A 13,343-nucleotide genomic window follows, 5' to 3' on the forward strand; every position below is an offset into this window, starting at 1 on the left:
GTGCGAGATGACAACACTTGCAGGCAAAGTTGCACTGGTAACGGGCGGTTCTCGCGGTTTAGGAGCGGCGATCGTAGGGTATGCGAAAGGTGTCCAAGATTCCAAATCTGAGTGTCGAAGTTCAGTCGGAAGAAAATCAAAAAAGAGAATTGTACGATGAAAATACGCTACGGGTTTCGACAGGTCGGCGATGTCGAAGTGTTCTACCGCGAGGCGGGGTCAAGCAATGCGCCAGTGATACTGCTGTTGCACGGCTTTCCGACCGCTAGCCACATGTTCCGCAACCTGATCCCTCTGCTTGCCGATCGCTTTCGGCTCGTCGCGCCGGATCTGCCTGGTTTCGGACAGACTAAGGCACCGCCACGCGGGATGTTCGACTATACGTTCGACCACCTTGCCGACGTAATCGAGGGCTTCGTCGATGCTTTGTCGCTCGATCAATACGTACTCTACATCTTCGACTACGGTGCGCCAATAGGTCTGCGTCTGGCAATGCGCCATCCTGAACGGATATCTGCGATTATCTCGCAGAACGGCAACGCCTACCTTGAAGGTTTCAGTGATGAATGGGGATCGTGGGAGACCTATTGGCGCGAACCGAGCGCAGCGAATCGGGAAGCCTGCCGCTCCTCGCTCACGCCAGACACAATCCGGAATTGGCAGTACGGTATCGGAGCCGATCCAAACCTTTTGTCGCCCGACGGCTACGAACTCGACATCGCCTACATGGGGCGAGCGGGCGCGGAGGAGATCCAGCTCGATCTGATCCTCGATTACCGCAGCAACGTCGCGCTCTATCCAGCCTTCCAGTCCTACTTTCGTGAGTACCGTCCGCCGCTTCTCGCCGTCTGGGGTCGTCATGATCCGGCGTTTCTGCCCGCTGGTGCTGCCGCTTATCAGCGAGATCTCCCGGATGCAGAGATTCATCTGCTAGATGCCGGACATTTCGCGTTGGAGACCCATGCGGAGGAGGTAGCAACGTTGATCCGCGCGTTCCTCGACAGCACGATCGGTTCCACGCTGCGTCTTGAAAGGGAGAACTTACCTAAGCTGAGTGGTATCAAAATTCCGTCACTGTTTATTCTAAATCAAGGAGAGTTGGCACAGATGGAATCTATGAAAGCAGCCGTATTAACTGCGTTTGGTGATGCTGAAAAGTTTGAGATTCAAACTGTTCCCATACCAACACTGAAGGCGAATCAGGTGTTAGTCAGAGTTTGTGCAACCTCGATTAACCCTGTCGATTACCAAACTCGTCGTGGTGATTACAAGGAACTGGTTCAACTACCTGCCATCCTTGGAGTCGATGTTTCAGGGGTGATTGAGGCAATTGGCGAAGCTGTGACTGATTTCAAGGTGGGAGACAACGTATATTACTCGCCGCAAATTTTTGGAGAATTTGGTAGCTACGCTCAGTATCATGTGGCTGATGCAGCGATTGTTGCATTGAAGCCTGCAAATCTATCGCACATTGAAGCAGCTTCTTTTCCGCTTGCAGGCGGAACTGCTTGGGATTGTCTAGTGACTAGGGGCAATCTACAAGTTGGTGAAACAGTTCTCATCCATGCGGGTGCGGGTGGAGTGGGTTCGATCGCAGTTCAACTCGCCAAAGCGATAGGGGCATACGTTTTTGCGACGTGTAGTTCTAGAAACCGAGATTTCGTGACAGAACTGGGCGCAGATCGAGTGATTGATTACAAAAATGAAGATTACGTAGAAGTCATTCGTCAAGAAACAAATGGACTGGGTGTGGATTTAGTTCTAGATACGATCGGCAAAGAAACAATTCAGCGTAGTTTAGAAATCATTCGTCCCTTTGGTAGGCTTACAAGCATTGTAGACATTGCAATACCGCAATCGCTTCTTGAAGCATGGGGTAAGAATCTGACGATTCATTTTGTTTTTTCACCCCAGTACCGAGCAAAATTAGAGGCTTTGACAAAACTCATCGAGCGTCATCAGCTTCGTCCAGTGATTGATTCAGTATTTTCTTGGGATCAGGTCGTTCTGGCACATCAGCGTCTAGAGCAGGGAGGAACACGGGGCAAAATTGTGCTGAAGTTTACAGAAGATTAGACCAGCTTTACAGCGTTAATAATTGCTAAACGGATCGGAGTTTGATTGTGTGCTGAAGGTCAATATTGATTGGAATAGGAGAAACATTGGGAATTGGTAGAGCAACAGCGTTAGCGTACCCCTACGGGGAAGAAAGCTACGCGCAGCGTTCCGTTGGCGCAGCCTCTCGTAGAGAAGGAAAGCTTAACGAAGTTATCGCTTAAAGCATCCAATTGAACAGAGGAGAGATTCAAATGTCAGCCAAAAATAAAGCAATCTTAGAGGTGGCAAACGCGGCGATCGCGCTCGGGCAACAATGAAGGATTCTCGTTGTTCTGAAGCGATGGTAGGCAATGGATGCTTGCCCTATCTGAAGTCTGCTGCTTAACGCAGCATTGTTAAGACGGTGATTGTGATGCAACAGACAAAAACACATCATCAATTTACAATGGAGAAACCTCTCATGCCTTACATTACCGTTGGTCAAGAAAACTCTGCAACCATCGATCTCTACTACGAAGATCTTGGGACAGGACAACCGATTGTTCTGATTCATGGATTTCCATTGAACGGACATTCCTGGGAGAAGCAGGTTTTAGTTTTACTGAATGCAGGATATCGAGTAATTACCTACGATCGCCGAGGATTTGGCAACTCCAGTCAGCCCTCATCTGGCTATGACTACGATACCTTCGCCGCCGATTTGAATACACTCATGACCAAGCTTGACTTGCAAAATACCGTGCTGGTCGGTTTCTCAATGGGAACGGGTGAAGTCACACGTTATCTTGGCAAATACGGCTCAGAGCGGGTGCAGAAAGCCGTGCTGATAGCTCCCGTTCCACCGTTTCTGTTAAAGACAGACGACAATCCAGAGGGTGTTGATCAAAGCGTTTTCGATGGCATTATGAAAGCGATTGTTGACGATCGTCCAGCTTATTTCTCTGCCTTTTTCAAAGAGTTTTTCAATGTTGATGTATTGCTTGGCGATTCTCGTTCCGAGAGGCTTCGCCAACGCATCAGCAATGAAGCAATTCAAGCCAGTTGGAATGTAGCAGTAGGAGCTTCTGCTAAAGGGACTTTGGACTGTGTACCCTCTTGGCTCACCGATTTCCGCGACGATTTGCCCCGCATTGATGTACCAACTCTGATTATTCATGGAGATAGCGATCGCATTTTGCCACTGGAGTCCACCGCAGCAAGACTTCCAAAGCTGATTAAAAACAGTCAACTTGTTGTCATCCCTGGCGGGCCGCACGCCATCAACTGGACTCACGCCGATCAGATCAATCCCTTGTTACTGGACTTTCTTCAGCAGGAATAATCAGTGACCTGCTGAATTTCTGGCTTGTGAAAAAACTGTGTGATTCACCCCTTTGATTCAGACTCATACCAATTCAAAATTCAAAATTAAGAAACCTATCTTTTGTAAAGGTTTCTGGATTTGGGTCTGTATCAAAATCTTAGTGAAATGGTATCACACGCTAGTGGCGTGGCAAGCCTTAAATGTTGCATTAAAACTCTCTTGTGGGATGGGCTTCTAGTAGTCTGGCAAGAAAACTTTGCAAGGTTAATAGCAGCAAAAAAAATCTCTTTCTCCCCCTGCTTGCCCTAGCCTAGCAATTTTGGGTTGGTGAACTACTAGCCCGTCATCTGCTGGCAAGATGCCCACACGACAATAACTTATTTTTGCACTATTTTAGCCTTGCCACGCCACTAGGGCGTGTCTAAAAAGTCAACTTGAATGGAGACTTATAGCGATGTCTAAAAATCCAAAAATCGGCTTAGAAGGACTGCTTCGTCCAGAAGATAGCATCCTGGTACTGATTGACCACCAGCCTTATCAGTTCACCAACTTGAACAGCCATGAACCCACGATGATCATTAACAATGTGATTGGTCTTGCTAAATCGGCAAAAGTGTTTAACGTACCCACAATCCTGACCACAGTCATTGAAGAGAGAGGGGGTTACATCATCAAGGGACTACAGGATGTTTTTCCCGATCAAAAACCGATCAACCGCACTTTCATCAATACTTGGGAAGATCCAAACGTTACAGATGTAGTGAAGAAAAGCGGCCGCAAGCAACTTATACTTGCTGCGCTTTGGACCGAGATATGTCTCGCAATGCCAGCAATCCAGGCGCTGGGTGAAGGTTATGAAGTATTCATCGTTACCGATGCTTCGGGCGGTGTTAGTGCGGAAGCTCATGACATGGCGGTTCGCCGAATGGTTCAGGCTGGTGCAGTTCCAATCAACTGGATGGCTGTACTTGCTGAATGGCAACGTGACTGGGCTCGCACAGAAACATCTGCGGGTGTATCAGAGATTCTTCTTGAGCATGGCGGTGCTAGTGCAGTGGCCCTTGCATGGGAACTTCAGCTCCTTGCAACAACCCCTCCAGCGAACTCAGGTGGACATTAATACTTGAGGTTTTCTCTACGGAAGCAACAAGTAAAATAGGAGGCAGCATTTTGAAAAAGATAAAATGCTGTCTCCGTCTCAAGCGTTATTGATTCATCTGTTGCGCCACTATTCTGAGGTCGTACAAATTATCATGCCTGAGAATAGAAGCTTAACTTACAGCTAATTGCAGCAGGCGATCGATTACATTCATGCTCATCTGAATTGTGATTTATCCTTAGCCGAACTAGCAAGTGTAGTTAACATCAGCCCGACTTACTTTGCAAGTTTGTTTAAGCGAACAATGGGGATTTCGCCCCATCAGTATGTGATTCAACGGCGCGTGGAACAGGCAAATTTCTCGTCCAAAATTCACAGATTCTGAACTTGCTCCGATTGTGTAATTGCAAGCCGAAACTTATGCTGATCCAAAAACTAAACGACTGTGAAGAAATTATCGCTGGAGATGGAACTGTTCTGCGCGAACTGCTTCATCCTGACAAACAAGACATCAACTTGCGTTACAGCTTGGCGTATGCTATCTTGCCTGTTGGCAAAACTTCGATTCCCCATTCCCTAAAAACTTCTGAGGTTTATTACATCATTAGCGGTGTTGGCGAAATGTCGATCGACAGTGAAGTTCGTCGCATTGAACCAGGCGATGCGGTTTATATTCCTCCAAATGCAATCCAGTTCCTTCACAACTACGGCAACAAACCCATTGTTTTCGTTTGTCTAGTTGATCCAGCTTGGCGCAAAGAAGACGAAACGATTTATGCACCAGTCTGATTCATGCAAATCTCACTGCTAGGGATGATTGATCACGATCTTAGGAAACCCAGCCATCGTTTTCAGTCAATGTTCATTGAAACTCTCTAGGAGCCATCATGAGTATTGCTGTAGTGAATGGCGCGTCCCATGTTGTGATGGTTGCCTATGCAGATGCTGTTGCCAAGCTCATCGATTGTGCTGCAACCGCGCTATAGACGAGGTATAAACGCATCCGGCTACATCACTGGACAATCCTTAGTGATCGATGGCGGATACACAGCGAACTGACCCATTTCAAGAGAGAACAGACGAGCTTGATTTTCAGATCACATCTACAAGGAGGGATTCTATGTCAACTTTTGTCTTAGTTCATGGCTCCTGGCATGATGGTTCTGCTTGGCAGGCAGTCATTGATCAACTAGAAGCAAAGGGACATCATGCTTTTGCGCCCACGATCGCTGGACATGGCAAAGGCGTGAACAAAAACGTCAACCATGCTCAATGCACGCAATCAATCGTCGATTACATTGTGAGTAAAGACTTAAACGATATCGTTCTAGTCGGACATAGTTTCGGTGGGACAATTATTGCCAAAGTTGCTGAAGCAATCAGCGATGGCTTCGCCGGCCAAAGGCAACGCATTCGACGACTCATCTTCTTCAATGCCTTTGTCCTCAATGATGGTGAAAGCCTCAACGATAACACCCCACCGCACTCTCAAGCGTTATCCGATCAGCTAGCGAGACAATCGGGCGATCATACGGTGATGCTACCTTTTGAGATTTGGCGAGAAGCGTTTATCAACGACGCTGACCTCGAACTAGCTCGATCCAGTTACGCACAATTATCGCCCCAACCGTATCAACCGTGGCTTGACAAGTTAGACCTGAAGCAGTTTTACTCGCTGCCCATCCCCAAAAGCTACCTCTACTGTACCGAAGACAACGTCCTTCCTCAAGGCGATTGGGGTTGGCATCCCAGAATGTCTAGCCGCTTGGGGCTATTTCGGTTCGTGCAAATGCCCGGTAGTCACGAGGTCATGTTTTCTAACCCGGTTGGTTTGGCAGAAAAGATGATTGTGGCAGGGCGCGACTAGCAGCAGAATTTGCGATCGCCAACCCACTAATGTCGCCGTCATTCAACAAACAATGACCTGAAAAGGAGAAATCATGACAACTACATACCATCACAGTGCTGCTTTTGATTATATTGTGATTGGCGCCGGTTCAGCAGGCTGCGTTGTTGCCAACCGTCTTACAGAAGACCCTAATACTAAAGTATTGCTGCTCGAAGCGGGTGATCCTGATACCAAGCCAGAACTTCAAGTTCCCTCATTGTGGCCTACTACACTCTTAGGCTCGGAAGTGGACTGGGCATACTTAACTGAAGGGGAACCTTACTTAAATAACCGCAAAATTTTATCTTCACGCGGTAAAGTCTTGGGCGGCAGCAGTTCGATTAATGGCATGATTTATATACGAGGCAATGAACGTGACTACAATAGCTGGCAAGCGTTAGGTAATATTGGTTGGAGTTATCAGGATGTCTTGCCTTACTTCAAGAAATCGGAAAACCAGCAGCGGGGAGCATCGTTATTTCACGGGGTTGATGGACCACTTAGCATCACAGATCCACTCTCTCCTGCAAAAGTGTCGCAACGCTTTGTAGAAGCCGCGATCGCACAGGGCTATGAGCAAAATCCCGACTTTAATGGCGTACAGCAGGAAGGTGCAGGACTTTACCAAGTGACCGTGAAAGATGGCAAGCGCCAAAGTACAGCAGTGGCATTTCTGCGTCCGATTAAAGATCGCCCCAACTTGACCATTCAAACAGGAGCATTGGTGACTCGTTTACTCTTTGAGGGAAAGCGTGCAGTAGGGGTAGTGTATGTTCAAAACGGAACGGAGTATCAAATCAGGGTCAACTCCGAGGTGATTTTGAGTGCTGGTGCCTTCGATTCTCCTAAACTGCTCATGCTTTCTGGAATTGGACCAGCAGAACATCTGCGAGCTTCCGGCATTCCTGTAGTTGTTGATTTGCCGGGTGTCGGGCAGAATCTTCAAGATCACCCACTTGCTGTTATTGCCTACCAGTCTACTCAGGACGTGCCCCTTGCGCCAAGTAGTAATGGGGGAGAGGCTGGGTTATTTCTGCATACCAACAATGATTTAGATGCAGCGCCTAATTTGCAATTTACAATTGTTCCAATTTTATATGTCGATCCTGCCTATGCACGTGAAGGTCCGGGATTCACCTTTTCCTTTTACATCACCCGTCCTGAAAGTCGTGGTAGCGTAAGACTACGTTCCTCCTCCCCCTTCGACCAACCGTTAATTCAGGTCAACTATCTTCAGAAAGAATCTGATATGCAACTGATGGTTGAAGGACTTAAAATTTTGCGTCAAATTGTGTACTCCGATGCGTTTAATGAGTTCCGGGGCGAGGAAATTGCTCCAGGGAGTTCTGTGCATAGCGACAAAGCAATCGAAGATTATATTCGGCAAACGTGCGGTACAGCGTGGCATCCTGTTGGGACGTGCAAAATGGGTATTGATCAAATGGCGGTTGTCGATCCTCAACTCAAGGTACGGGGGATTGAAGGGTTACGAGTTGTTGATGCATCGATTATGCCAACTATGATCACAGGAAACACAAATGCACCAGCAATTATGATTGGAGAAAAGGCTGCCGATTTGATAAAAGTTGGAACAAAATTGCCTCAATGATGGTGAAAGCCTCAGAGATAGCCTTCCGCCGCATTATCAAGCGTTATTTGACTCCCTAGCTAGAGAATCGGACGATCATACGATGGTGATGCCGTTTGAGATGTGGCGAGAAGCATTTCTCAACGATGCTGACCTCGAACTGGCTCAATCCAGTTACGCACAATTATCGCCCCAAGCGTATCAATCAATGATTGATAAGCTGGACTTGAAGCAGTTTTACTCGCTATCGATTCCTAAAAGTTACCTCTACTGTACAGAAGACACTGCCCTCGCTCCGTTAAAGCATCCAGTAGAACACCTTAATTTCCGGTTTCACATCAGCCTCAATCATTCTGTTCACCGTTGTCTTCTACCAGGGATACCAAAAAACTATGACTTGCGAACATCTCAACAATCTAACTGTGGAAAACCTGATTTCTAAAGCAGCCTATCCCGTATTTCGTTGTGAAGAGTGCATTAAAATAAATAGCCGCTGGGTACACCTGCGGATTTGCCAAACCTGTGGCAAAATGCTGTGCTGCGATTCTTCTAAGCATCAACACGCTCGTCGTCATTATGAAGCAACCAATCATGCAGTAGTTAGTTCGGCTGAATTGGGGGAGCAGTGGTTATGGTGTTTTGCAGATGAACAGGGAAAAGACTATTGATAGCGATTCTGATTTCATCTAGATTTCCTTCTCATTTCTTCAACATATTTTCCTCATGTGGGTGATTTTCATGGCTGTTTCTAATCAAAGTACTTCCATTGACAGCGTTTGGCCCAGTTTGCCCTTAGCAGCTTGGCAGGATACCTATGCAACTCTCCATTTATGGACGCAAGTCATCGGTAAAATCCGGTTGGCACTGGCACCTAAACTTAATCACTGGTGGCAATCTACTCTTTATGTCACACCGCGTGGACTAACAACTGCTTCAATCCCTTGCGGAACTCGTAACTTTCAAATTAGCTTTGATTTTCTCGACCATCAACTACAAATCGACACTAGCGACGGCATCGCTAAAAGAATTGCACTGGCTCCTCGCTCTGTGGCAGATTTTTACCAAATGGTGCTAACTACATTGAGCGACATCGGCATCGAAGTCCAAATCTGGACGATGCCGCAAGAAGTGTCAGAACCAATCCCGTTCGATCAGGACTATCAACACGCAGCTTATGATCCGGAATATGCACAACGGTTCTGGCGAATTCTTGTGCAAGTCGATCGGGTCATGACCTTATTCCGTTCCCAGTTTATTGGTAAATCCAGCCCTGTACATTTCTTTTGGGGCAGCTTTGATCTCGCTGTGACTCGTTTCTCTGGTCGTCGTGCGCCAGAACACCCAGGGGGAGTTCCGAATATGGCAGATTGGGTCACGCGCGAAGCCTATTCACACGAAGTCAGTAGCTGTGGTTTTTGGCCAGGGGGTGGGTCAGTGGTGGAGCCTGTTTTTTACGCTTACGCTTATCCTGCGCCGGAAGGGTTTCGAGATTACCCAATCCAACCCAGAGAAGCTTTTTACAGCTCACAAATGCAAGAGTTTATCCTACCCTATGAAGCCGTGAGACAAGCTGACGATCCAGATGCAATGCTCCTTGCCTTTTTCCAAAGCACCTATGAAGCAGCAGCCAACTTAGGACATTGGGATCGAGTAGTCCTGGAGCGTTCCCCAACCGTGTAAGGCTAACAAATTGCAAATTGCTGAAGCGGATAGACTAGCGACCTTGATACAAAGTTTGAGGCGATCTGCTGCCACTTAGAGATACTGAATGGATAGTGGATAACCGGACAACCGATTTGCAAACAGCAGTTATACAACGCGGTAAGCAAACAAGGAGCTTTCGTAATCAAAACTGGGGTCAAGTCCGAAATCAGCAGCGCGGTGTAAATCATTTGCAAAAGCTATCTCTTGCGAGGTATGTCATTTAGTGACAAAATGTCATTAAATGACAAATATGGCACGAAAGACGGCTATGGCGAGTGATGGTGACAGCAACGCGATGAGCAATCACAAATCAGGCGATCGCAAATCAGGGGGGATGAATGCACAACGGCAACAGCGGGTACGTCTGGAGATTTCGCGGGAGGCAGCGCGTTTGTTCTGGGAACACGGTGTTGCTGCCACGAGCGGCGAACAAATCGCAAGCGCGGTTGGAATCTCGGTGCGAACCCTCTGGCGGTACTTCCGCAACAAGGAAAGCTGTGCTGAGCCGGTCTTGGCGCAGGATGTCGAGGAGTGTGTGGCGGTGCTGCGCCGCTGGCCTCGGGAAGTCTCTCTTGAAGATCACCTCCTTGAATGGGCAACGAACCGAACCAAAGATGTCGAGCAGCAAGCCTACGACGAGGCTGTCATCAAGATGACCGTGCTGGCTGAAAAAGAGCCGGATCTTCGCGCCGCCTGGCTAATGACCCACGATCGAATTGAGCGAGAACTGGTCGAGATCATCGCGGATCGCCTGCGCCGCCCATCTGATGATATTGAGGTGCGGTTGCACGCGGCTGTCACCACCGCAGTTTTGCGCGTCATTAGCGAAGATGTCAGCACCGCCCTCATGTCGGGAGCCGATCCTGCCTCCATCGGCAACCCCATCAGGCATATAGCCCAAGCTGTGCGCGTAGCCACTGGCGGAGCCGTCGGTGATCCCGTTGATCCCTAAAAACAATCGCAACGGCAACTACAGCCCAATTCGAGCAGCCCGATTCGAGCAATACATACACGCACGAGCAAAGGAGACGAAGATGAGGATCAAAGCAATCACAGGACATCAGAAAATCGGAACGGAAGTGAAAGACACGACTTACGTGGAGGCTGCCGGGTGGGGGAAGTATCGGTGGTGGCGGTATGTTCTGGGATTAGTAGTCATCTTCTTTGTGGGGCTGGTGGTCGGCGGCATCGCCACCCCCCGCATCGCGTTCCTGCTCGGCGGTCAGGAGGCGCTTGCGGCGGTCAATCGGCTGGATTACGCTGCGCTCGGCCTCGTGGGGGGCTTCGTTGCGTTCAGGGCGAGTTTTCTGTTCTTCCTCGCGGGAATCCTGATCGCCGTCACCCTCATTCACCAGCGTCATCCCCGGACGCTGGTCACAGCGCGGGAAAAGATTAGCTGGCGGCGTGTCGGTCATGGGTTTGTGGCGTGGTTCGTGCCATTCTGGCTGATCGCTGGGCTGGGTCAGTACTTCTTGTATCCCGATACCTTCTCTTTTAACTTTGACCTCACAACGTTCGCGCTCTTCGTGCCGATCGCACTGATTGTCGTTGCGATCCAGACCACCACAGAGGAGCTTTTCTTTCGTGGGTACATCGTGCAGGGCGCGAGTATTGTTTGGTCTAACCGCGTCTTTCTGGCGCTGGTACCAGCCGTGATCTTCGCCCTATCGCACCTGCTCAACCCGGAGGCAAGTGCGGGCGGTTGGCTCACGGTATTCTTCAACTACTTCCTCGTTCCGGGTCTGGTGTGGACCGTGGTTTCGTTGATTGACGGCACCACCGAACTCGCCATCGGCGTACACTTCGCGAACAACATCGGCGGCAATCTCCTGGTGAGCGTAGCCGGAAGCGGCGTAGCCGGAAGCGCCGTGAACGCACCGACTCTGTTCACAATCAGCAAGTTCCACGCGACCTACACGGCGCTATCGATGCTGGTTGTCGTACCCGTGTTTCTGGCGATCGCCTACAAGGTGTTCAAGCAGGAGTCGCCCCCTTCCGTTTCCCAGAGCCACCAGAAGGGTCGTTGATGACCCCGGCAAATCCCAAACCCATCAGCAACTGAAGTCAGCAACCCGATAAAAGGAGTCAATGATCATGCCTCGTGTTTCTTCAAATCACCTACAGGAGTCGGGAAAGCCCCCTTCCGCGTCCTCGGCTCGGTCTAGCAAGACCTCCCGTCCGGGCTGGCCCGAGATTATCGTCGGACTCGTTGTCTATTTAATTGTAGGGTTCGGAGGCATCTCGCTGTTCAAGCAACTCAGTCTTGACCCCGTGGTCTACGGCCTGATCTTAACTGCATGGACTGGTGTCGCCACGCTGATCGCGTTCGCGGTGGCTGCGCGGCTGCGGATTCGTTCCCTGAGCACCTTCGGTGTACGCCGCACCTCTGTTCGCTGGCTCCTGATCGGGGTCGGAGTCGGAGTGGTTGCCTTCGTGCTCAAGAGTCTGGCGATCCTAGCCTGGGTTCAGATCACTGGGGACACGAACAATGTCCAGGATGTTTACGGAGATGGCGCTCGCGGCGGGTTACTGTCTCTGGTTTTGAGCACGGTGTTCATTGCCGTCTTCTCACCCCTTGGTGAGGAACTGCTCTACCGAGGCATCGTCACCAACGCGCTGCTGCGCTACGGCCCGTTCGCTGGGGTCGTGGGCAGCACTGTGATCTTCGCTCTCATGCATGGGATCAACAACATCTTTCCCGCTGCTGTGGTGGCTGGTCTTGCCACCGCCGAGGTCTTCCGTCGAAGTGGATCGATCTGGCCGGGTCTCGTCGTCCACTTCGTTTTCAACCTGCCCTCGTTCCTGCTGATGGTGGTGTTCACCAGCACGGGCTAATAGGACAGATCATCTGGAGATTAAACCAATGGTAATTCTGAAACAATTCGGGATTTTATTTGTACTGGGCAGTGTGGGAATTGCGATGGTTACGATCACGTCTATTCCTATGGTCGAGCAACAGTTAGCAAAACTGTCTCCAGAAAGACTGGAAAAAGTACCTCCATTGTGGACTTTAATGCTTCTGCAAGGACTACAGCTTACAGCTCTACTGGCAATCAGCATTCTGGTCGGCATTGGTTGTGCCTATCGGGTTGGATTAAACTCCCATTTGATTGATCATTGGGTGTTTCATACCACTAAGTCTCCATCTTTTGCTATCGAGATAAAGTGGAGTTTGGGTGTGGGTGCAGCGGCGGCGATCGTTCTCCTGTTGCTCGATCGGTTGATGCAACCTGCTCTACCTGAAGCGCTACGGGCAGCCAATAATCCAGAGCCAAGTGGGTTGAATTTGCTCACAGCAATGTTCTATGGCGGCATCACTGAGGAAATTTTGATGCGTTGGGGTTTAATGTCGCTGCTTGTTTGGATCGCGTGGAAAGGGCTAAAACAAGGCGTTACGTTGCCAAGTCAAGGGATTTACCAGGGTGCGATCGTTCTAGCCGCGTTAGTATTTGGACTACTACACCTGCCAGCGACTGCCGCGATCGTTCCCCTCACTCCAGTTGTGATTATTCGGGCGTTGTTACTGAATGGGATTGTGGGAATCGCGTTTGGCTGGCTCTTTTGGCAATATTCGCTAGAGGCTGCAATGTTAGCTCATATCAGCGTTCATGCTTTTACCTTTGTTCTTAGCGGTTTGCTGGCAAGGTTGGCTTAGGTTTTGGAATAGATCTCATAGGGCTATCACTGCCCACAAAGTCTTGCT

At 49.3% G+C, this 13,343-nt stretch carries 14 protein-coding genes; all 14 read left to right on the forward strand.

The window, feature by feature from the left end; translation table 11 throughout:
- Window positions 1-156: 156 nt before the first annotated feature.
- The 14 genes from H6G14_RS26915 (at window position 157) to H6G14_RS26990 (ending at window position 13,295) form a co-directional block, all read left to right on the forward strand.
- On the forward strand, window positions 157-2,076 hold the full coding sequence (locus H6G14_RS26915) for an alpha/beta fold hydrolase (protein ID WP_190571279.1): 1,920 nt from the start codon (window positions 157-159) through the stop codon (window positions 2,074-2,076).
- A 442-nt stretch (window positions 2,077-2,518) separates the two neighbouring features.
- On the forward strand, window positions 2,519-3,379 hold the full coding sequence (locus H6G14_RS26925) for an alpha/beta fold hydrolase (RefSeq protein ID WP_011316795.1): 861 nt from the start codon (window positions 2,519-2,521) through the stop codon (window positions 3,377-3,379).
- A 436-nt stretch (window positions 3,380-3,815) separates the two neighbouring features.
- On the forward strand, window positions 3,816-4,481 hold the full coding sequence (locus H6G14_RS26930) for a hydrolase (RefSeq protein WP_190571283.1): 666 nt from the start codon (window positions 3,816-3,818) through the stop codon (window positions 4,479-4,481).
- A 166-nt stretch (window positions 4,482-4,647) separates the two neighbouring features.
- Window positions 4,648-4,845 carry an AraC family transcriptional regulator gene (locus tag H6G14_RS26935; RefSeq protein ID WP_242053796.1) on the forward strand — a complete coding sequence of 66 codons (198 nt, stop codon included), beginning with the start codon at window positions 4,648-4,650 and terminating at the stop codon, window positions 4,843-4,845.
- Window positions 4,846-4,847: 2 nt separating this feature from the next.
- Window positions 4,848-5,249 carry a cupin domain-containing protein gene (locus H6G14_RS26940; protein ID WP_242053802.1) on the forward strand — a complete coding sequence of 134 codons (402 nt, stop codon included), beginning with the start codon at window positions 4,848-4,850 and terminating at the stop codon, window positions 5,247-5,249.
- Window positions 5,250-5,580: 331 nt separating this feature from the next.
- A complete protein-coding gene (locus H6G14_RS26950) occupies window positions 5,581-6,327 on the forward strand; it encodes an alpha/beta fold hydrolase (protein ID WP_190571285.1) in 747 nt (248 codons plus the stop codon).
- A 73-nt stretch (window positions 6,328-6,400) separates the two neighbouring features.
- Window positions 6,401-7,957 carry a GMC family oxidoreductase gene (locus H6G14_RS26955; protein ID WP_190571287.1) on the forward strand — a complete coding sequence of 519 codons (1,557 nt, stop codon included), beginning with the start codon at window positions 6,401-6,403 and terminating at the stop codon, window positions 7,955-7,957.
- The gene (locus H6G14_RS33760) at window positions 7,935-8,378 is read left to right on the forward strand and encodes a hypothetical protein (protein WP_242053805.1); all 444 of its coding nucleotides are present in this window, start codon (window positions 7,935-7,937) and stop codon (window positions 8,376-8,378) included. Before H6G14_RS26955 ends, H6G14_RS33760 begins: the two co-directional genes overlap by 23 nt.
- Window positions 8,359-8,604 (forward strand): UBP-type zinc finger domain-containing protein, encoded by a 246-nt coding sequence (locus tag H6G14_RS26965; protein WP_338421223.1) that lies wholly within the window; start codon window positions 8,359-8,361, stop codon window positions 8,602-8,604. The genes H6G14_RS33760 and H6G14_RS26965 overlap by 20 nt, the downstream gene beginning before the upstream one ends.
- A gap of 70 nt (window positions 8,605-8,674) precedes the next feature.
- A complete protein-coding gene (locus H6G14_RS26970) occupies window positions 8,675-9,616 on the forward strand; it encodes a DUF5996 family protein (RefSeq protein WP_190571289.1) in 942 nt (313 codons plus the stop codon).
- Window positions 9,617-9,881: 265 nt separating this feature from the next.
- A complete protein-coding gene (locus tag H6G14_RS26975; protein ID WP_199326303.1) occupies window positions 9,882-10,592 on the forward strand; it encodes a TetR/AcrR family transcriptional regulator in 711 nt (236 codons plus the stop codon).
- 82 nt (window positions 10,593-10,674) lie between these two features.
- Window positions 10,675-11,667 (forward strand): CPBP family intramembrane glutamic endopeptidase, encoded by a 993-nt coding sequence (locus tag H6G14_RS26980; protein ID WP_190571291.1) that lies wholly within the window; start codon window positions 10,675-10,677, stop codon window positions 11,665-11,667.
- 67 nt (window positions 11,668-11,734) lie between these two features.
- Window positions 11,735-12,475: a CPBP family intramembrane glutamic endopeptidase gene (locus H6G14_RS26985; protein ID WP_190571292.1), complete on the forward strand. Its 741-nt coding sequence runs from the start codon at window positions 11,735-11,737 to the stop codon at window positions 12,473-12,475.
- A 28-nt stretch (window positions 12,476-12,503) separates the two neighbouring features.
- Window positions 12,504-13,295, forward strand: a complete 792-nt coding sequence (locus tag H6G14_RS26990; RefSeq protein WP_190571295.1) for a CPBP family intramembrane glutamic endopeptidase — start codon at window positions 12,504-12,506, stop codon at window positions 13,293-13,295.
- The last annotated feature ends 48 nt before the right edge of the window (window positions 13,296-13,343 follow it).

Source organism: Nostoc parmelioides FACHB-3921 (genome assembly GCF_014696625.1).
Lineage (GTDB): Bacteria > Cyanobacteriota > Cyanobacteriia > Cyanobacteriales > Nostocaceae > Trichormus > Trichormus parmelioides.